Annotated in this window: 20 protein-coding genes; 9 read left to right on the forward strand and 11 right to left on the reverse strand. The window is 73.1% G+C overall.

The features are described from left to right. Window positions 1-360 precede the first annotated feature (360 nt). Entirely contained in the window at window positions 361-1,260 is a 900-nt protein-coding gene (locus tag EV385_RS07645) for an LPXTG cell wall anchor domain-containing protein (RefSeq protein WP_130508819.1), read from the forward strand. 322 nt (window positions 1,261-1,582) lie between these two features. Beyond that, window positions 1,583-3,061, forward strand: a complete 1,479-nt coding sequence (locus EV385_RS07650; protein WP_130508820.1) for an LPXTG cell wall anchor domain-containing protein — start codon at window positions 1,583-1,585, stop codon at window positions 3,059-3,061. Window positions 3,062-3,212: 151 nt separating this feature from the next. Here the strand turns inward: EV385_RS07650 and EV385_RS07655 are convergent, their stop codons facing one another. Genes EV385_RS07655 through EV385_RS07665 form a run of 3 tightly spaced genes read right to left on the reverse strand, consistent with a single transcriptional unit; the run spans window position 3,213 to window position 7,404 of the window. Then, complete coding sequence (locus EV385_RS07655) at window positions 3,213-3,557, reverse strand: DUF952 domain-containing protein (RefSeq protein ID WP_130508821.1); 345 nt, start codon at window positions 3,555-3,557, stop codon at window positions 3,213-3,215. Window positions 3,558-3,559: 2 nt separating this feature from the next. After that, window positions 3,560-5,764 carry an ATP-dependent DNA helicase RecG gene (gene recG, locus EV385_RS07660; protein ID WP_130508822.1) on the reverse strand — a complete coding sequence of 735 codons (2,205 nt, stop codon included), beginning with the start codon at window positions 5,762-5,764 and terminating at the stop codon, window positions 3,560-3,562. After that, the gene (locus EV385_RS07665; RefSeq protein ID WP_130508823.1) at window positions 5,761-7,404 is read right to left on the reverse strand and encodes a DAK2 domain-containing protein; all 1,644 of its coding nucleotides are present in this window, start codon (window positions 7,402-7,404) and stop codon (window positions 5,761-5,763) included. Before EV385_RS07665 ends, recG begins: the two co-directional genes overlap by 4 nt. A 173-nt stretch (window positions 7,405-7,577) precedes the next feature. Between EV385_RS07665 and rpmB the strand changes: the two genes are divergently transcribed. Further along, on the forward strand, window positions 7,578-7,769 hold the full coding sequence (gene rpmB / locus EV385_RS07670; protein ID WP_026207002.1) for a 50S ribosomal protein L28: 192 nt from the start codon (window positions 7,578-7,580) through the stop codon (window positions 7,767-7,769). A 91-nt stretch (window positions 7,770-7,860) separates the two neighbouring features. On the opposite strand, the gene EV385_RS07675 is transcribed toward rpmB, so the two are convergent. Together EV385_RS07675 and EV385_RS07680 are read right to left on the reverse strand one after the other, a co-directional pair. Next, window positions 7,861-8,319, reverse strand: coding sequence for a GNAT family N-acetyltransferase (locus EV385_RS07675; RefSeq protein ID WP_130508824.1), 459 nt, complete (start codon window positions 8,317-8,319; stop codon window positions 7,861-7,863). Between the two features lie 18 nt (window positions 8,320-8,337). Then, on the reverse strand, window positions 8,338-9,276 hold the full coding sequence (locus tag EV385_RS07680) for a thiamine-phosphate kinase (protein ID WP_242624761.1): 939 nt from the start codon (window positions 9,274-9,276) through the stop codon (window positions 8,338-8,340). Between the two features lie 97 nt (window positions 9,277-9,373). Here EV385_RS07680 and EV385_RS07685 point away from each other — a divergent pair, with 97 nt between their 5' ends. Together EV385_RS07685 and EV385_RS07690 are read left to right on the forward strand one after the other, a co-directional pair. Next, window positions 9,374-9,607, forward strand: coding sequence for an Lrp/AsnC ligand binding domain-containing protein (locus EV385_RS07685; protein ID WP_130508825.1), 234 nt, complete (start codon window positions 9,374-9,376; stop codon window positions 9,605-9,607). Window positions 9,608-9,609: 2 nt separating this feature from the next. Beyond that, complete coding sequence (locus tag EV385_RS07690) at window positions 9,610-10,248, forward strand: DUF3515 family protein (protein WP_130508826.1); 639 nt, start codon at window positions 9,610-9,612, stop codon at window positions 10,246-10,248. A gap of 43 nt (window positions 10,249-10,291) precedes the next feature. Here EV385_RS07690 and EV385_RS07695 read toward each other — a convergent pair whose 3' ends face one another. From EV385_RS07695 to EV385_RS07715, 5 genes are all read right to left on the reverse strand, one after another. Continuing rightward, a complete protein-coding gene (locus tag EV385_RS07695; protein WP_130508827.1) occupies window positions 10,292-11,389 on the reverse strand; it encodes a D-alanine--D-alanine ligase family protein in 1,098 nt (365 codons plus the stop codon). A gap of 185 nt (window positions 11,390-11,574) precedes the next feature. Next, a complete protein-coding gene (locus EV385_RS07700) occupies window positions 11,575-11,964 on the reverse strand; it encodes a hypothetical protein (RefSeq protein WP_130508828.1) in 390 nt (129 codons plus the stop codon). Window positions 11,965-11,988: 24 nt separating this feature from the next. Beyond that, window positions 11,989-13,089: a cystathionine gamma-lyase gene (locus EV385_RS07705; RefSeq protein WP_130508829.1), complete on the reverse strand. Its 1,101-nt coding sequence runs from the start codon at window positions 13,087-13,089 to the stop codon at window positions 11,989-11,991. Then, window positions 13,086-14,078, reverse strand: a complete 993-nt coding sequence (locus EV385_RS07710; protein ID WP_130508830.1) for an NAD(P)H-dependent glycerol-3-phosphate dehydrogenase — start codon at window positions 14,076-14,078, stop codon at window positions 13,086-13,088. The genes EV385_RS07705 and EV385_RS07710 overlap by 4 nt, the downstream gene beginning before the upstream one ends. Next, window positions 14,075-14,815 carry a lysophospholipid acyltransferase family protein gene (locus tag EV385_RS07715; RefSeq protein ID WP_130508831.1) on the reverse strand — a complete coding sequence of 247 codons (741 nt, stop codon included), beginning with the start codon at window positions 14,813-14,815 and terminating at the stop codon, window positions 14,075-14,077. The genes EV385_RS07710 and EV385_RS07715 overlap by 4 nt, the downstream gene beginning before the upstream one ends. A 121-nt stretch (window positions 14,816-14,936) precedes the next feature. Between EV385_RS07715 and cofC the strand changes: the two genes are divergently transcribed. The 4 genes from cofC to EV385_RS07735 are packed head-to-tail and all read left to right on the forward strand — an operon-like array spanning window position 14,937 to window position 19,140. Next, window positions 14,937-15,626: a 2-phospho-L-lactate guanylyltransferase gene (gene cofC / locus EV385_RS07720; RefSeq protein ID WP_242624762.1), complete on the forward strand. Its 690-nt coding sequence runs from the start codon at window positions 14,937-14,939 to the stop codon at window positions 15,624-15,626. Window positions 15,627-15,636: 10 nt separating this feature from the next. Further along, window positions 15,637-15,834, forward strand: coding sequence for a cold-shock protein (locus EV385_RS34915; protein WP_130508832.1), 198 nt, complete (start codon window positions 15,637-15,639; stop codon window positions 15,832-15,834). Between the two features lie 54 nt (window positions 15,835-15,888). Next, entirely contained in the window at window positions 15,889-18,258 is a 2,370-nt protein-coding gene (locus EV385_RS07730) for an RNA degradosome polyphosphate kinase (protein ID WP_130508833.1), read from the forward strand. After that, window positions 18,259-19,140, forward strand: a complete 882-nt coding sequence (locus tag EV385_RS07735) for an NUDIX hydrolase (protein WP_130508834.1) — start codon at window positions 18,259-18,261, stop codon at window positions 19,138-19,140. On the opposite strand, the gene EV385_RS07740 is transcribed toward EV385_RS07735, so the two are convergent. Then, window positions 19,097-19,555, reverse strand: a complete 459-nt coding sequence (locus EV385_RS07740) for a hypothetical protein (RefSeq protein WP_242624764.1) — start codon at window positions 19,553-19,555, stop codon at window positions 19,097-19,099. The two genes, EV385_RS07735 and EV385_RS07740, sit on opposite strands and share 44 nt — an antisense overlap. Window positions 19,556-19,581: the final 26 nt, after the last annotated feature.

Here is a 19,581-nt window from a genome sequence, read left to right on the forward strand (position 1 = left end):
CGCAAGGGGAGGTTCCCCGCCGGAACCCCCACATAGCCGGACGAGTCATGTCGACCGCATTTACGGCGGAGCGCCCGTATTCGTCCGTAAATGCGCGGCCGAAAGAGGGGTCGTCATCGATACGCACCGCATTGGCGACACTGCACTCGGTGGAGAAAAGATCTCAGGCACGCATCAACAGCCTTAAGCCTCGCTGAGAGGTTCCACAGTGGCACAGCAATGGTTATGGTCATGCCCCTGTGGCGCCGAAACGCCGGCGACACGACGACGTGGGGAGGCGTCGTCCGCGGGACCGTCCATCCGCGACATCGCCGCCCTCCGCGACCCGTACCCCTTCTCCTCCTTCCTCCAGGAGTACGCGTGAAGCTGTTCAAGTCGCCGCTGCGCCGCAGCACGGCCGCGCTGGCCGGCACGTTCCTCGGACTTGCCGGGGTCGTGGTCTTCGCCGCCCCCGCCAGTGCCCATCACCCGGTGGTCGCCGGGACGCCGTCCTGCGTCAAGGAAGACGGCACCTGGACGGTCGAGTGGACCGTCACCAACAGCGAGAAGGACCTTCAGGGCGACATCACCAGTGTGACGGCCGGGCCGGAAGGCAGCACGTTCACCGGTATCAAGGTCCAGGACGTCCTGCCCAAGAACGGCGAGGGTGAACTGAAGGGCACGCAGACGCTGCCCGCGTCCGCCGAGTCCGCCACGCTGACCATCGGCGCGCACTGGAAGCGCGGCTACACGGACCGCAACGCCGACAACTCGGGCACGGTCCGCAAGTCCCAGGAGAAGTGCGCTCCGACGGACAAGCCGTCGACCCCGCCGACCAAGCCGTCGACGCCGCCCACCAAGCCGTCGAAGCCCGCGGAGCCGAACGAGCCGACCCCGATCGTCGAGGCGGACTGCACCACGGTCAGCATCGGCTTCGACAACCCCAAGGACGGGATGGAGTTCACGCTCCACCTCAAGACCAGCAAGGGTGAGAAGCGCGACGTCACCATCAAGCCGGGCGACCGCAAGGTGGAGAAGTTCAGCGCCACGCCGGGCTTCCAGATCAAGCTCAGCGTCAGCGCCAAGGGCTACGGGACCTCCCCGGTCGAGACGATCACGTACCAGCTGCCCGAGGGCTGTGACAGCAACGGTGGCGGCGGCGGTCTGCCGGTGACCGGCGCGGCCGCGGGCTCGATCGCCGGTGGCGCGGCCGCGCTGCTCGCGATCGGTGGCGTGCTGTTCTTCCTGGCTCGTCGGCGCAAGGTGAAGTTCACCGCCTGACGGCTTTGATTCCCCAGAAAGGGGCGCACCGGGTCGCCGGTGCGCCCCTTTTCGTCCTTTTCGGAGGCTCGGCACGGGCCCACTCAGCGCGACGCCGAAATGCCTTTCGGTGCATCGAAAATCTCGGACGCGCAACAAGATCTTTAAGGTCGTCTGAGCCGTTCCATAAGGGTTCCGCAGTGGCTATGGTCACAGCGCTGAGTCGCCGGTACGCCGACGACCCGACGACGTGGGGAGGCGTCGCCGCAGCCCAGCATCCGTACGCCACCGCCTTCCCACATGCCGCATTCCCCCTCGGTTCCCCCCGCTTCAGGAGTTGGCGTTGAAGGTCAAGACTTCGCTCCACCGCACCGCGACCGTCCTCGCGGGTGCCCTCATCGGCTTGGCCGGGTTGACGGTCGCCGCCACCCCCGCCAGCGCCCACGCCAGCAGCGTCAAAGGCGATTCCGTCTGCAACGCGGCCACCGGCAAGCGCGACATCACCTGGACGCTCACCAACGACTGGGGAGGCGACGCCACGGTCAGCGACCTCGCCCTGATCCCGGGCGTCAAAGCAGAGACCGCGGAGCACAACGAACTGAAGAACGGCGTCGTGATTCCCCGCCGCTCGCACCACGTCGACGGCAAGGCCGTCTTCACGCAGAGCGCGGAGGGCGACATCACCGACGCGTCGATCTCCTTCACCGCCCATTGGGACGACGAATACTCCGACCGGAACAACTCGTACAAGCTGCGCTTCGACGGCCCGTGCGCCCCGCCGCCGCCGACCTGTGTCAGCCCCGACAAGGCCAAGTTCCACCACGAGTTCGGCGTGGAGAACGGCAAGTCCACCGCCACGGTCACCCTCGACGAGGGCATCAAGCTCTGCGAGGGCGAGCCGGTCACGCTGGTCTCCTACGTCGCGCCGCGCCCGGAGTTCTCCGTGCCGCAGTTCGTGTTCGACCACGCCTCCGCGGTGATCACCACCGACAAGCCCCGCGCCGACCTCGAGGTCAAGGTGCCGGACTGCAACACCCAGGTCGACCTGTTCTTCGGCTCCGAGAAGGACATCATCGCCGAGATCACCGCCAACGGCCCCCGGTACGGCGACAAGAAGCTGGGCAGCCCCAACGGCATCGGCAGCCGCTCGGTCGGCAAGCCGGGCTGGTTCAACGGCGGCAGCAAGGCCTGCCAGCAGCCGGCGGTCGCGACGGTCCCGCAGTGCGACGGCACCCTGACCGTGAACCTCAGCAACAACGGTGAGATCAGCCGCTACCCGATCGACTTCGCGGTCAAGACCGGCGACGTCACCAAGACCGTCACGGTGGGCGCGGGCAAGGCCGAGAGCATCACCATCCCGGCCGGCTCGGGCGACGTCACGATCGGCGCCGAGGGCCTCGAGACCAAGACGTACCAGTGGCAGAACCCGGGCGACTGCGCGCTGCCCACGGTCGTGGTGGAGAACGACTGCGACACCGTCGCGATCACGGTGCAGAACCCCAAGGGCGTCACCCCGGTCACCGCGAAGATCACGTACGGCGAGGAGACCAAGACCGCCACGGTCGCGTCCGGCGCCTCGCGGAAGACCACCTTCACCCTGGGCAAGGAGAAGCACGCCACCGTGGAGTTCCCCGGCCTCGACGTGGAGTCCATCAAGGCCACCCTCGGCAAGGTGGACTGCGGTGGCGAGGGTGGTGGCGGCGGCCTGCCGGTGACCGGCGCGGCCGCGGGCTCGATCGCGGGCGGAGCGGCGGCCCTGCTGGCCATCGGCGGGGGGCTGTTCTTCCTGGCCCGCCGGCGCAAGGTGACCTTCACCGCCTGAGTCCCCTAGTCAGCGCCGGAGAACGGGGCGCGTCGGCCAACCGGCCGGCGCGCCCCGTCGCCATTCCGCTCGGAGCCCACCAGCGCGGATCTTGGCCGGTTGGCGCCCCCACCGGGGCGGAATCCGACCAAGATCGCCCGTGACCCGGGGGTCAGGGGGTCAGCAGCGGCGGGAAGGTGCCGTCCGGGCCGGGTGGGAAGTCGGTCACCGCGACCACCGCGTCGACCGGGATCGGGCCGTACACGTGGGGGAAGAGCATGCCGTCGGGGTCCTCGGGCCGGCCCGGCTCCCACACCGGGGGCGACGGCAGGCGCGTCTCGTCCACGTGCAGCAGGACCAGGTCGGTGCGGCCCCGGGCCAGCGCGTTCGCGGGGATGTGCACCTGCGCGGCGGTGGAACAGTGGATGAAACCCTCGGTGGCGAGGGTGTCCGCCGTGTAGGACCCGGCCGCGACGGCCGCCGCCCAGTCGGCGCGACCACAGAAGTGCAGCAGCATGGTCAGCCCTTCTCCAGGAACTCGGCGCGCTCCTCGTCGACCAGGGCGGCCACCGAGGCGGCCAGGGCCGGGTGGCGCGACAGGTCCGGGTCGTCCCCGACGAGGTCGGCCGCCTCGGCGCGGGCCTCGGTGATGAGTTTGGCGTCGCGCAGCAGCGACAGCAGCCGCAGATGCGAGTGCCGCCCGGACTGCGAGGCACCCAGCACGTCGCCCTCCCGGCGCTGCTCCAGGTCGAGCTCGGCGAGCTTGAAACCGTCCGTGGTGGACGCCACCGCGTCCAGCCGCTCCCGCGCCGCCGAACCCTCGACCGCCTCGGTGACGAGCAGGCAGATGCCGGCCGCCGTGCCCCGGCCCACCCGGCCACGCAACTGGTGCAGCTGGGAGACGCCGAACCGGTCCGCGTCCAGGATGATCATCACGGTGGAGTTCGGTACGTCCACCCCCACCTCGATGACCGTCGTGGCGACCAGCACGTCCAGCTCACCCGCCGCGAACCGGCGCATCACCGCGTCCTTGGAGTCGGCGGGCAGCCGCCCGTGCAGCACGCCGAGCCGCAGACCCCGCAGCGGGCCCTCGGCCAGCAGCGGCGCCACCTCGGTCACCGCCAGCGGCGGGCGCCGCGCCGACTCGGTGTCGCTCGGCGGCTCCTCGTCCTCGTCGCCGGTGGCCTCCCCGATCCGGGGGCACACCACGTACGCCTGGTGGCCCGCCTGGACCTCCTCGCGCAGCCGCTGCCACGCCCGGTCCAGGTACGCGGGCTTCTCCGCCGCCGGAACCACGTGCGAGGCGATCGGCGAACGGCCCCGGGGCAGCTGGGACAGCGTGGACGTCTCCAGGTCGCCGTACACGGTCATGGCGACCGTGCGCGGGATCGGCGTCGCGGTCATCACCAGCACGTGCGGCGGCTGGGCGGCCTTGGCCCGCAGGGCGTCGCGCTGCTCCACGCCGAAGCGGTGCTGCTCGTCCACCACCACCAGGCCGAGGTCGTGGAAGTCGACCCCCTCGTACAGCAGCGCGTGGGTGCCGACCACGATGCCGGCGCGGCCGTCGGCGACCTCGGCCAGCGCGGCGCGGCGGGCGGCGGCGCCGAGCGAGCCGGTGACCAGGGCCAGCCGGGTGCCGCCCGGGTCGCCGTCCAGTTCACCGGCGCGGCCGAGCGCGCCGAGCTGCGCCGCGATGCCGCGATGATGCTGGGTGGCCAGCACCTCGGTCGGGGCCAACAGTGCCGCCTGCCCGCCCGCGTCCACCACCTGCAGCATCGCCCGCACCGCGACCAGGGTCTTGCCGGAGCCGACCTCGCCCTGCAGCAGCCGGTGCATCGGATGCGACCCGCCCAGGTCGGCGGCGATCTCCTCACCGACCCGGCGCTGCCCGTCCGTCAGCTCGTACGGCAGGGCTGAGTCGAACGCGGCCAGCAACCCGGCCTCCGTGCGGGGCCGGGCCACTGCCGGGAATCCGGCCGCGCGGGCCCGCCGCTGCGCGAGCGTCAGCTGTACGGCGAACGCCTCGTCCCACTTCAGCCGGTGCCGCGCCCGGTACAGCTCCTCCTTGGAGCTGGGCCGGTGGATCTCCCGCAGCGCCGTGCCGAGCCCGACCAGGCCACGGTTGGCGCGTACCGAGGCGGGCAGCGGGTCGTCCGGTGGCCGCAGCATGTCCAGCAGCGTGCGCACGCACCGGGCGATGACCCAGGTCGGTACGGCGGCCGCCGCCGGATACACCGGGATGAGCGCGCCCGCGAACTCCTCGATCTCCTCGGCGGCCTCGTCCTGCGAGGCGTCGGCCCGCAACAGTTGATAGGCGGGCCCGTTGAGCTGACGTTTGCCGCGGAACTCGGTCACCTTGCCCGCGAACAACCCCCACCGTCCCCGGCGCAGATCCCGCTCCCGCCACGCCTGGTTGAAGAAGGTGCAGGTCAGGCTCGCGCCGGACCCGTCCCCGATGGTGACCTCAAGCATGGTGCCCTTGCGGGCGCGCATCGGTCGTACCGTCGTGCTCTGCACCTGGGCCAGCACAGTGACCTCCTCGCCCACCGCCAGGGTCCTGATGTCGGTGTGCTCGCCCCGCTCGTCGTAGCGGCGCGGGAAGTGGTAGATGAGGTCGCCGGCGGTGTGCAGGTCGAGGTGTGCGGCCAGCGCCTTCGCGGTCTTCTCACCCACCACGGCCCGCAGCGGGCTGTCGGTCGTGACCGCGGTGCCGGTGTCGGTCATTCCACTCCCACCAGCAGGTGGTAGCGCGGCTGCCCACCCGTGTAGAGATGCACCTCGACGAAGGGCCAGGTGTGGCCCACGTGCGAGCGCAACGTCGGATCCAGATCGGCCGGGGCGTCGGCGCCCAGCACCAGCGTGACCATCTCGCCGCCGCCGCCGAGCATCCGGTCGATCAGCTGTTTGGACACGGTCTCCAGGTCGTCGCCGATGATGTGCACCTCGCCGTCGACCAGGCCCAGCAGGTCACCCGGGCGGCAGCGTCCGGCCACGGTGAACGCCTCCCGGCCCGCGGTGCACACCTCGCCGTACCGGCAGGCGCCGGCGGCCTCGGCCATCGCGATCACGTCGTCGGCGAAGCGCCGCTGCGGGTCGCGCACCGCCAGCGCGGCCAGGGCCTGCACCGGTGAACGGGTGGGCACCACGCTGACCCGGACCCCGGTGGTGGCGGCCTCCCGGGCCGCCGCGTCCGCGACCGCCTGGGTGTTGGCGTCGTTGGGGAGCAGGACCACCCGCGGCGCGCCGGTCTGATCGATCGCCGCCAGCATCTCGGCCGTGGACGGGTTGCGGCCCACCACGATCGCCCCCTCGGCGGCCAGCAGCGCGGTCAGGCCGTGGCCCGCGGCCACCACGACGGCCCCGCGCGCCTCCGGGTCGGGCACGGCGGGCGGCAGCGCCTCGGGCACGGGCACCCGCTCCTCCAGCGCGGTGACCGTGATCCGGTGCGGGCGCCCGGCGACGACCCCCGCCTCGATCGCCGCGCCGATGTCGTCGACGTGGACGTGCACGTTCCAGGTGGGCGGGCTGCCGTCCCCGGTGCCGACCACCACCAGCGAGTCGCCCAGCTCGCCCAGGGTGGCGCGCAGCCGCGCCACGGCGGCGGGCTCGGCGTCCAGCAGATACTGCACCTCATACCCGAACGCGGACCCGCCCTCGTGCGCGACACCGCCGTCGAGCCCGGCTGGCGGTGAGCCGTTGGCCGGTGAGCCGTCGCCCGGCGACCCGTGGCCCTCGGCGGGCACCGCGAGGCCGTCGAGGGCGTCGACCAGGGCCTCCAGCAGCAGCACCAGGCCCCGGCCGCCCGCGTCGACCACCCCCGCGCGGGCCAGCACGGGCAGCTGCTGCGGGGTCCGGGCCAGGGCTTCGGCCGCCGCCCGGGCCGCCGCCCGCGCGGTCGCCACCAGATCGTCCGAGGCGATCCGGCCCGCACCGTCGGCCGCCGCCGCCACGACGGACAGGACCGTGCCCTCCACGGGACGGGCCACCGCCGCGTACGCCGCGTCGGTCGCGGTGCGCAGGGCGCGGGCCAGCTCGGCGCCGCGCACCGCGACCACGGTGGCGAACGTGTCGGCCATGCCGCGCAGGATCTGGGAGACGATCACCCCGGAGTTGCCCCGGGCGCCCAGCAGCGCGCCCCGCGCCATCCGGCGCATCGTGTCGCCGACCGCGGCCCGCCCGTCCGGCTCGGGCTCCTCCAGCGCCTGCTGCGCGGAGGTCAGAGTGAGCACCAGGTTGGTGCCGGTGTCACCGTCGGGCACCGGGTAGACGTTCAGCTCGTCGATCTCGTGCTGGTGTGCGCGCAGGGCGGCCAACCCGCCGCCGCACCAGCGTCGGACCGCGGCGTCGTCGAGGGTGTCCAGCACGCGAAAATCGTACTCACCCACACCGACAAATCACCGAGTCAGGCGGTCGGGTCGCGCCCGCACCGGGGGCGATTGGCTGCCCGGCGCGACCATCGGGTAACCTGGCCAGGTTGCCCGCGCGCTGAGCGCTGGGCACCTCCGACGGCTCAGCGAATCAATCCCAGGAGTATCCCGTGGCTAGCGTGTGCGACGTCTGTGGCAAGGGACCGGGCTTCGGCCACAACGTGTCCCACTCGCACCGGCGGACCAACCGCCGCTGGAACCCCAACATCCAGTCGGTGCGCACCCCGGCCGGTGGCGGCACGACCAAGAAGCTGAAGGTCTGCACGTCCTGCATCAAGGCCGGCAAGGTCGTCCGCGCCTGACGCGGGCCACCACCAAGACCGCCGTTCTGCCGTAGCCGCCGGGTCACCGACCCGGCGGCTATCTGCGTTGTCCCGGCCGCGTTGTCCCGGCCTACAACGTACGGGCGTACGACAGCACCCCGTCCTGGCCCTTGTAGTAGCCGAAGTCCTCGATCCGCTCGTACCCGGAGGACGTGTACAGCGCGATCGCCTCCGGCTGGCGGTCCCCGGTCTCCAGGATCATCCGCTTGCGCCCCTCGGCCCGCGCCGACTCCTCCACCGCCGCCAGCAGCCGCCGGGCCACCCCGCGCCCCCGCACCGACGGGGACGTGTACATGCGCTTGAGTTCCGCGTCCTCGCCGTGCGCACGCCAACCCGCGCACCCCACCAGCGCCTCCCCCAGGTACGCCCCGAAGAACGCCCCCGAGGGCGCCTCGAAGTCGTCGAGGGCGATCGGGGTGTCGTCGCCGGTCCCGCCGTACCGCTGGGAGAGGTCGCCCAGCGCGTCCGCGACCAGCAACTGCACCTCGGGCGAGGTAAACCGGGCCGGCCGGATATCGATCTCACTCACGGGGGACCACCCTAGCCGTCAGCGGAAGTGGTCCCACCCGGTGCCGCCCTGCCACGGCTTGCGGTCCACGGTCACGCCGGTGCCCTCGTGCACGCCGCCGATCACCCGCCACTGCGCGGGCAGCGTCACCCCCGGCGGGAACGTCGCGGCCAGCGCGTGGTCGTCGCCGCCGCCCAGCACCCACTGGAACGGGTCCACGCCCAGCGCGATCGCCGCGTCCCGCATCGCACCCGGGATCTCGAACGCCTCGGTGTGCAGGTCGATGCCGACGACGCTGGCCGCGGCCACGTGGCCCAGGTCCTGCAGCAGCCCGTCCGAGACGTCGATCATCGACGTGGCCCCCAACGTCGCCGCGGCCGCGCCCGCCTCGTACGGGACCTCGGGCCGCCGGTACGCCTCGACCAGCAGTTTCGGGGTCCGGAAGCCGCGCGACAGCACGGTGTACCCGCCCGCCGCGTAGCCGGTCCGCCCCGCGAGCGCGACCACGTCCCCCGGCTGGGCCCCGCTGCGCAGCACCGGGGCGCGCCCGCCCAGGTCGCCGAGCGCGGTGACCGCGACCGTCAGGGTGGGGCTGGCGGACATGTCCCCGCCCACCACCCCGGCGCCGACCTTGGCGGCCTCGGCGGACAGCCCGGCGGCCAGGTCCTCGGCCCACGAGATGTCCAGGTCGACGGGCACGCACAGCCCCACCAGCAGCGCCGTGGGGCTGGCTCCCATGGCGGCGATGTCGGCCAGGTTCGCGGCGGCGGCCCGATGACCGACGTCGGTGGCGCTCGACCAGTCCCGCCGGAAGTGCCGGCCCTCCACGAGCACGTCGGTGCTCGCCACGACGCGGCCGTCCGACGCGGCCACCACCGCGGCGTCGTCGCCCGGGCCGAGCAGGCTCGCCGTACCGAAATCGAGCCGCGCGACGATCCGGGCGATGAGCCCGAACTCCCCCGCCTCCGCGATGCTCACGTCGCCATTCCCCTTCCTTACGGTGGCATTCCGCTTTCCGGCCGCTCCGTGCTGTAGTTTCACGTTCGGGTCGCCAGCGGCGGAGAGGAGTCGGATCGTGGTCCAGGCATACATCCTCATCCAGACGGAGGTCGGAAAGGCCCGTGACGTGGCCGCAGCGATCGACAAAATCCCCGGAGTGGTCCGGGTCGACGCGGTCACCGGCCCTTACGACGTGGTGGTGCTGTCCGAGGCGCACAACGTCGACGAGCTGGGGCAGCTCATTGTGAGCAAGGTCCAGTACGTACCGGGCATCACCCGGACCCTGACCTGCTCCGTGGTAAATCTCTGAGCATGCTCGACCTGGAAACCCGCGAAGAAACGCCAGTGCCCGACCGGACGACACGCCGCGCGGCCCTGTGGGCCACGGTGGTCGCGGTGCCGGTCGCCGTACTCGTGGGGTTCCTGGCCTTCACGCAGGTCCTGCGTCCCGCCCAGCCGGCGGCCGCACCCACCACGGCCGCGCCGAGCGCGCGGGCCGCCGTGCCGGACACCCCGGTGCCGATGGCCGCGCCCGCGCTGTCCGCGCGGGCCGCGCAGGTGTGCCAGGCGGTCACCTCGGCGCTGCCCGGGACGCTGCGCGACCTGCCCGCCCGGCAGGTGACCGCGGGGCCGCGGCAGAACGCCGCCTGGGGCGAGCCGCCGATCACCCTGGCCTGCGGGGTCGCGCAGCCCGCGATGTGCGCCACGCTGGACGGGGGCGCCGGTTGCGTGCCGCTCGACGCCGAACTGCTGAACATGAACGAGGTCTGCTGGTACGCGCGCCAGGACCCGGCCGGGCCGGTCTTCACGACCCTGGACCGGGAGGTGCCGGTCCGGGTCACGGTGCCGACGGGGTATGCGCAGGCCGCCCAGTGGGCCAACGAGTTCTCCGACGCCGTCGCCGCCGCGAGCCGCAAGCGGACCACGGGCGTGCCCTCGGGCTGCCGCTAGCCGGACGCCGCCCACGGGCGGACCGACCCCGCCCGACGCACGGTCAGTGCAGGCCGGTGCCGCGCCGCAGGGCGGTGCGGATCAGCCGGTCCACCAGCTTCGGGTACTCCAGGCCGGTGGCCGCCCACATCAGCGGGAACATCGAGGTCGGGGTGAACCCCGGCATCGTGTTGATCTCGTTGAGGTAGATCTGGTGGTCGGCCGTGACGAAGAAGTCGACCCGGCCCAGCCCGGCGCAGTCCAGGGCGGTGAAGGTGCGGCAGGCGTACTCCTGCACCTTCCGGCTCACCTCGAGCGGCAGGTCGGCGGGGATGTCGTACGAGGAGGACCCGTCGAGGTACTTCGCCTCGAAGTCGTAGAACTCGTGGTCGCTGACGTGGATCTCGGCCAGCAGCGACGCCTCGGGCGCGCCGCCGGCCTCCCCCTCCAGCACCCCGCACTCGATCTCGCGCCCCACGACGGCCGCCTCGATGAGCACCTTGGGGTCGATCTGCCGGGCCGTCGCGACCGCCGCGTCCAACTCGGCCCAGTCGCTGACCTTGGTGATGCCGTGCGACGAACCGGCCCGGGACGGCTTGACGAAGACGGGCAGGCCGAGGCGCTCCTTGTCCGCCTGGGACAGCGAGGCACCGGCGCGCAGCACCGCGTACGGGCCGACCGGAATGCCCTCGGCCGCCGCGAGCTTCTTGGTGAACTCCTTGTCCATGGCGGCGGCGGAGGCGAACACGTTGGCACCCACATACGGGATGCCGGCCATCTCCAGCAGGCCCTGGATGGTGCCGTCCTCGCCGTACGCGCCGTGCAGCACCGGGAAGACGACGTCCACGTCCGCGAGCGCGGTGGCCCCGGCGGTCGGGTCGAGCACCAGCAGGCCGTTGGCGGTGGGGTCGGTGGGCAGCACCACCGCCGAGCCCGCCGCCGCGGTGATCTCGGGCAGCCGCCGGTTCGCGATGGCCAGTGGAGCCGGGTCGGCGCTGGCCAGCACCCAGCGGCCCGCGCGGGTGATGCCGACCGGCACGACCTCGTACTCGTCCGGGGAGAGGGCGGACAGGATGCTGCCGGCGCTGACGCAGGAGATGCCGTGCTCGGTGCTGCGCCCGCCGAACACGAGCGCCACACGGGTCTTGCGAGGGGTCGACACTGAAGGGCTCCTCATCCGGGGCTGTCGGGCGCCGCGTCGCCACGGCCGGCTGCCTGCTCACCTCGGCATGCCGGAGCAGACCCTACTCTGCGTAGGCCATTTCTCCGATCCCGCCAGCAGGAACACGACGAATAGGACGCACCGTCAATCAGACCAACACGTCGCGTAACCGATTTTGCGGGAGCTCAGACGGCGGCGGTGAAGGTCTGCGGGAGGACGCCGGAGTCCCAGAGCCGGTCAAGGTGGGTGAGGAAGCCGACCAGGCTGCCCTCCAGCTCGCGCCGCTGCTCGGCGGAGAGCACGGCCAGCGGGTCGGAGACGACGATCCCGGCGGGATGCGCGGCGCGGGTGCCGACGAACCGGTGGCAGGCCGAGCACCACACGTAGCTCACCAGGGTGGGCCGCCGCGCCTGCGGCGGAGCATTCAGGTACGCGCGCACAGCGCGCCGACCGCACGCGGGACAGTCCCGCTCCCTGGGCTCCGCGAGGAAGCTCGTGCCCCGGGTCAGTGCCGCGACCTGGTCTCCGGTGAAACTTCCCCACTGCGGGGCCGCCTGCTCCCCCTGCGCCGTCATGCGCTCACCGTAGCGGTGTACGCCTCAGGCGGCGTCGAGGGCGTCGGTCAGGTCGGCGAGCAGGTCGGCCGTGTCCTCGATGCCGCAGGACAGGCGCACGAAGCCGGGGGCGGTGTCGTCGCCCCACTGGGCGCGCCGGTCCGCCGAGGTGTGCACCCCGCCGAACGACGTCGCCGCGAACACCAGCCGCGACGCGGCCAGGAACCGGGCCACCCGTTCCGCGCCGCCCAGGTCGAACGAGACCACCCCGGGGATCCGCCGCATCTGCGCCCGGGCCAGCGCGTACGAAGGATCGCCCGGCAGCCCCGGCCAGCGCAGCCCGGTGACGTCCGTACGGTCCGCCAGCAGCCGGGCCACGGCGTCCGCGTTCGCGCTCTGCCGGGCCAGCCGCAGGTCCAGGGTCGCCAGCGACCGGTGGGCCAGCCAGGCGTCGAACGCGCCCGGGATGCCGCCGGTCTGCGCCCGCCACGTGGTCATCCGGGCCAGCAGGTCCTCGTCCCCGGTGGCGACGTAGCCGAGCAGCACGTCGGAGTGCCCGGTCAGCGCCTTCGTGCCGGAGGCGACGACCACGTCGGCGCCGAGCTCCAGCGGGCGCTGGCCCAGCGGCGTGGCGGTGGTGTTGTCCACGGCGACCAGCGCGCCCGACGCGTGCGCGGCGGCGGCCACCGCCCGGATGTCACACACGTCCAGACCGGGATTCGCGGGCGTCTCCAGCAGCACCAGCCGGACCCCGTCGAACGCCGGGTACGGCCCGGCCGTGGGCACCAGGACGGTACGGACCCCCAGGTCCCGCAGGGCACCCTCGGCGAACGCGCGCACCGTGAAGTACCCGTCCGACGGCAACGCGACCGTGTCGCCCGCCCGCAGGGTGGCCAGCAGCAGCCCCGTGATGGCGGCCTGCCCGCTGGCGAACGCCAGCGCCGGTCCGCCCTCCAGTTCCCCGATGGCCGCCTCCAGGGCGCGCCGGGTCGGGTTGTCGGGACGCCCGTACCCGTCGCGGCCCGGCCCGGTCTCCGGATCCAGGTGGTACGGCGCGGCGAACACCGGCCCCGGCAGGAACGGCTGCCCCGGCTCCGGCGCCGGCAACCCGGCGTGCACGGCGCGGGTGCCGTCGCCGTACGTCATTCGGGTTTCATCTCCCGGCCCATCAGCAGCTTCACCGCGACCCGCGGGTCCACGCCCTCGTGGCAGACGCGCTCCACCTGCTCGGTGATCGGCATCTCGACGCCGTGGGCGCGGGCCAGGTCCCGCACGGCCAGGCAGCTCTTGACGCCCTCGGCGGTCTGCTTGGTGGAGGCCTGCGCCGCCTCCAGCGACTCGCCGCGCCCCAGGTGCTCGCCGAAGGTCCGGTTGCGCGACAGCGGCGACGAGCAGGTGGCCACCAGGTCGCCCAGCCCGGCCAGCCCGGCGAAGGTCAGCGGGTCCGCGCCGAGCGCGACGCCCAGCCGGGCCGTCTCGGCCAGCCCCCGGGTGATCAGCGACGCCCGGGTGTTGTCGCCCAGCCCCATCGCGGTGGCCATGCCGTACGCCAGCGCGATCACGTTCTTCACCGCGCCGCCCAGCTCGCACCCGATGACGTCGTCGCTGGTGTACGGCCGCAGGTACGGCAGCGCGATGGCCTGCTGGACCTGCTTGGCCCGGCCCTCGTCGGTGCACGCGACGACCGTGGCGGCGGGCTGTTCACCGGCGATCTCGGGGGCCAGGTTGGGCCCGGAGACGACCGCGACGCGGCCCGGGTCCACCTGGGCGGTCTCCACGATCACCTGGCTCATCCGCTTGGTGGTGCCCAGCTCGATGCCCTTCATCAGCGAGATGAGGGTGGCGTCGCCCGGGATGTGCGGTGCCCAGTCGGCCAGGTTCGCGCGCAGGGTCTGCGAGGGCACCGCGATGAACACCATGCCCGCCCCCGCCACCGCCGCCGGCAGGTCGTGGGTGGCGGTGACCCGGTCGGGCAGCTTGACCCCGGGCAGCGAGCCCTCGTTGACGCCCCGCTCGCGGATGGCCTGGGCCACCGCTTCGCGCCGCGCCCAGATCGTCACGTCCGCGCCCGCCTCGGCGAGTACCTTCGCGAACGCCGTACCCCACGCACCGGAGCCCAGGACCGTGGCCTTCATTCCGTACCTCCGTCAGGGGTGTCCGTGACCGCGGTGCGCCGTCCGCCCGGCTGGTACAGCGGCGGCGGTGGGGCGCCGCGCAGCTCGCCCAGCAGGTCGCGGATGGTCAGCATGATGGCCTCGGTCATCTGCTCCAGCACCGTACGGCTCGCCGCCTCGCCCTGCCAGCGACTCAGGTCGACCGGTTTGCCCGCGGCGACCCGGACCGGGATGCGCGGGCGCACCGAGAACCTCTTGGTGCGCGGGTCGAACACCCGCTGCGCGCCGTCGAGCGCCACGGGGATGACCGGCGCGCCCGTGAGCAGCGCCAGCCGCGCGGCCCCGGTCTTGCCGCGCATCGGCCACAGGTCCGGTTCGCGGGTGGTGGTGCCCTCGGGGTAGATGACCACGATGCCGCCGGCGCGGATCGCCGCGACGAGCGTGTCGAGCGACCGGACGGCCTCCACGCTGCCGCGCTCGACCGGGATCTGCTCGACCTTGTTCAGCAGGAAACCGACGCCGGGAACCTTCCAGATGCTGGCCTTGCCGAGGAACTGCGGCCAGCGGCCGGCGCCGAAGATGAAGTGGGCGAGCACCAGCGGGTCGAAGTGGGAGAGGTGGTTCGACACGATGATCGCGCCGCCGGTCGCGGGCAGGTTGTCCAGGCCGGTCCAGGTGTGCTTCGTCCAGACCTTCATCGTCGGCAGGGCCAGCCCCACGGCGACCCACTGCCAGAACCCGAGCTTGCGCTGCGCCACTGCGTCTCCCTGCTCCCGCGGCGCACCCCCGCCGCCCACACCCCTGCGACGAAATCATGCCTGTTCCCCGGCGCCGGAGCCAGGCAGGGGTACGCCGCCGCGTCGCTGGCAGGATGGGACCGTGGCAGGAACGGGCTGGGTGGCGGTGATCCCCGTGAAGCGGCTGGGTACGGCGAAGAGCCGGCTGCGGGGCGCCGTGGCCCCGGCACGCCACGCGGAACTCGCGCTGGCGATGCTGCGCGACACCGTGGCCGCGGTGCTCGACACCGCGGCCGTGGCGGAGCTGCTGGTGGTGACGGACGACCCGGACGCGGCCGGCGCGGTCGCCGAGCTGGGTGCCCGCCCGGTGCCCGACCACCCCGCGGCGGGCCTGAACGCCGCCCTGCGCCACGGCGCGGACACCGTCGCGGGCCTGTCGCATCCCCGGGTGGTGCTGGCGGGCGATCTTCCCGCGCTGCGCCCGGAGGAACTGGCGGCGGCGCTGTCCGCCGCCACGACGGCGCCACCGCCGCCCGCGCGGGCCGACGGGCGGGCGTTCGTCGCGGACGCGGCGGGCACCGGCACGGTACTGCTGGCCGCGCCGGTCGGGGTGCCGCTCGGGCCGCGCTTCGGCCCCGGCTCGGCGGGCGAACACGCGGCCTCGGGGGCGCGCCCGCTGGCGGGCGAGTGGCCGGGGCTGCGTCAGGACGTCGACACCCCGGCGGATCTGCGGGCGGTGCTGGCGTTGGGCGCGGGGGCGTTCACCTGCGGGCTGCTGCGTTCGCTGGGGCAGACCGAGGACTGCGCCGGTTCGGGCGCCCCGGCCCGGTAGCGTACGGGGTATGCAGGGCACGGTTGCGACGTTCGATCCGCAGACGCACACGGGCACGCTGCTGCTCGACGACGGCACGGAACTGGCGTTCGGAGCGGAGGCGTTCGCGCGCTCCGGTTTGCGCCTGCTGCGCCTCGGCCAGCGGCTGTCGGTGCGGCGGGATGCCTCGGGTGGCGTGACGGGTGTCCAGCTACCGGGAATCGACTGAGTCGACATGCCGGTGTTCATTCCCCGTTAACCACGATCGGGCAATGATGGAGCAATGAGCACCCCGCCCGTCGGCCCTAACACGATCGTGCCCGGATCGGCCCGGGCGACCGCTTCCGGATCGCGGCAGGGCGGGGCTGACGGCTCCCGGCAACGCGGGCCCGACGGGCGCTTCCTGCCCCGCCCGGCGACCGGGGAAGTCCCCACCGCTCCGCCCCAGCGCTCGGCCGCCACACCGCCCGGTCCTCGTGCCGGGGAGCCCGCCGCACCGGCCCAACCCACCACATCCGCCACCCCACCGACGGAGCTCGTCATGACCGCCGCCCCGCCGACCGCACCGGACGAGGTCACCGAGGACCCACTGCCGGAGGATCGTTTCCTCAACCGCGAGCTGTCCTGGCTCGACTTCAACGCCCGCGTCCTGGCGCTGGCCGAGGACCCCGGCACCCCGCTGCTGGAACGCGCCAAGTTCCTCGCCATCTTCGCCAGCAACCTGGACGAGTTCTACATGGTCCGGGTGGCCGGCCTGAAACGCCGCCTCAAGGCGGGTCTGCCCAAGCGCGGCGGCGACCGGGTCTCGCTCCGCTTCCAGCTGGAGATGATCAACGAACGGGCCGCCGACCTGGTGACCCGCCACGCCGCCTGTTTCGGCGAGGAGGTCCGTCCGAAGCTGTCCGCCGAGGGCATCGAGCTGGTCGGCTGGGAGGAACTGGACGCGCCCGAGCGCGAGCGGCTGCACACGTTCTTCCGGGAGCAGGTGTTCCCGGTCCTCACCCCGCTGGCGGTGGACCCGGCGCACCCGTTCCCGTACATCTCCAGCCGGTCGCTGAATCTGGCCGTGGCGCTGCGCGACCCGGCCGACGCCAGCTCGGAGCTGTTCGCCCGGGTCAAGGTGCCCAACAACGTGGCGCGCTTCGTCACGGTCCAGAACGACAGCCGGGGCGTACGGTTCCTGCCGGTCGAGGAGCTCATCGCGGTCCACCTCGACCAGCTCTTCCCCGGCATGCAGATCCTGGAGTGGCACCTGTTCCGGGTCACCCGCAACGCCGAGCTCGAGGTCGACGAGGACCGCGACGAGGACCTGCTGCAGGCGCTGGAACGCGAGCTGGCGCAGCGCCGCTTCGGCCCGCCGGTACGGCTGGAGGTGGCCGCGTCCATCAGCGACCACGTGCTCGACCTGCTGACCCGCGAGCTGGAGATGGAGAGCGAGGACGTGCTGCGGGTGCCGGGCCTGCTCGACCTGTCCGCGCTGTGGCAGGTGTTCAACGAGTGCGACCGCGACGACCTCAAGGACCGCTCGTTCGTCCCGGCGACCCACCCGCAGCTGGCCGACGGCGAGGTGCCGCGCAGCGTCTTCAACCGGCTGCGCGAGTGCGACATCCTGGTGCACCACCCGTACCACTCGTTCTCGACCAGCGTGCAGCGCTTCATCGAGCAGGCCGCCGCCGACCCGCACGTGCTGGCCATCAAGCAGACGCTGTACCGCACCAGCGGCGACTCCCCGATCGTCGACGCGCTGGTCGACGCGGCCGAGGCGGGCAAGCAGGTGGTGGTGCTGGTCGAGGTGAAGGCCCGCTTCGACGAGGTCGCGAACATCGGCTGGGCGCGCACGCTGGAGAAGGCCGGCTGCCACGTCGTCTACGGCCTGGTCGGGCTCAAGACGCACTGCAAGACCTCGCTGGTGGTGCGCCAGGAGGGCAACCAGTTGCGCCGCTACTGCCACATCGGCACGGGCAACTACCACCCCAAGACCGCCCGACTGTACGAGGATTTCGGCATGCTCACGGCCGATCCGGAGGTCGGCGCGGACGTCACAGATCTGTTCAACGTGCTCACCGGCTACAGCCGCCAGACGACGTACCGGCGGCTGCTCGTCGCCCCGCACAGCGTGCGGGCGGGCCTGATCGAGCGGATCGAGGAACAGGCGCGGATCGCCCGCGCGGGCGGCGACGCCCTGGTGCAGTTCAAGGTGAACTCGCTCGTGGACGAGGAGACCGTCGACGCGCTGTACCGCGCGTCCCAGGCGGGCGTACGGATCGATCTGGTGATCCGGGGCATGTGCGCGCTGCGCCCGGGGATCGCGGGGCTGTCGGACAACATCCGGGTGCGCTCGATCGTCGGGCGCTTCCTGGAGCACTCGCGGGTGTTCCGGTTCGGCGCGGGCGACGACGCGGAGTACTGGATCGGCTCGGCCGACCTGATGCACCGCAACCTGGACCGCCGGGTCGAGGCGCTGGTCCGGGTGACCCTGCCGTCGGCCCAGCAGGACCTGCGCAACGTGCTGGAGATGGCGATGAGCGACGACAGCGAGTGCTGGGAGCTCACCGGCGACGGCAACTGGCACCGGCGGGCCTCGACCCCCGCCGAACCGCACATCCACCTGCAGGAGGCGCTGCTGCGGCGGGTCACCGGGAAGGCCGGCTGAGTGTCCCCGCCGGTCCGGGCCGCCGGCGGGATCCTGTGGCGGCGGGCGGGTGACGAGACGCGGATCTGCGTGGTGCACCGCCCGGCACACGACGACTGGAGCCTGCCGAAGGGCAAGTTGCACACCGGGGAGCACTCCCTGGTCGCCGCCGTACGGGAGGTGTTCGAGGAGACCGGGGTGCGCGGCCGGCCACAGCTGCGCCTGCCCGAGGTGTCGTACGTCCTGCCGGACGGCGTACCGAAGACCGTGGACTTCTGGCTGATGCGCGCGGCCGACGGGCCCGCCGGGCAGCCCGCGGATCCGGCCGAGGTGGACGGGGTCGACTGGCTGACGCCGCGGGCCGCGATGCGGCGCCTGACCTACGGCGTCGACGCGCGGCTGGTGGAGCACGCCATGGACCTGCCGCCGGTGACTTCGGTGGTGGCGCTGATCCGCCACGGGCGGGCCGGGCAGCGGGCCGCATGGGCGGGCCCGGACGCGTTGCGGCCACTGGATCCGGAGGGGTTGCGCCAGGCCGCGACGTTGGCGGAGGTGCTGGCGCTGCTCGAGCCGCGCCGCCTGGTCACGGCGCCGCCGGTGCGCTGCGTGCAGACGGTGCAGCCGCTGGCGGACCGGCTGGGCCTGCCGCTGGAGCAGGACGCGACGATGGCCGAGCCGCCGGAGCCGGACGAGGCGCCGCAGCGGGCGAAGGCCGCCGCGGCCCGCCTGGCGCTGGTGCGGATGGACGCGACGGCCGTGGTGTGCACCCAGGGCAAGCTGATCGCGCCGCTGCTGGCCCTGCTGGACAACGCGGACGATCCGGTGCCCTACAAGACGCCCAAGGGCGGCGGCTGGGTGCTCACGTGGTCGGGCGAGCGCCTGATCGGTCTGACGCGGCTCTGAGTCCGGTACGGCCACCCACGCGCCGGCGCACCGCGGGCTGCGAGTCGGCCCGCCAGTAGCCGACCAGGTCACCGGTGAGCCAGCGGGCCCGCCACAGCTCGTCGGCACGCGGTTCCCAGTCCCGGTACGGCAGCAGCGCCGCCCGCCACGAGAGCACGCTGGCGAGATACCACCCGAGCAGCGGCACGATCGCGATCACCGCGTCGCGCCGGCGGTACGACGTGTACGGGGCGAGGGCGTACACCGCGACGGCGGACCAGCCGCAGGTGATCAGCCAGTCCAGCACGCCCCAGCCGGTCCAGCCCTCGGTCAGGCTGCCGAGGGTCCAGCCGGGCACGACGGCGGCGGCGAAGATGCCCGCGGCCAGCGCCGAACGGCTCACCAGCCCGCGCGGCCGCGACGGTCTGCGCTTCATGCCCGGACGGTAGGTGCCGCGATGTG

The sequence above is a fragment of the Krasilnikovia cinnamomea genome (assembly GCF_004217545.1).
Lineage (GTDB): Bacteria > Actinomycetota > Actinomycetes > Mycobacteriales > Micromonosporaceae > Actinoplanes > Actinoplanes cinnamomeus.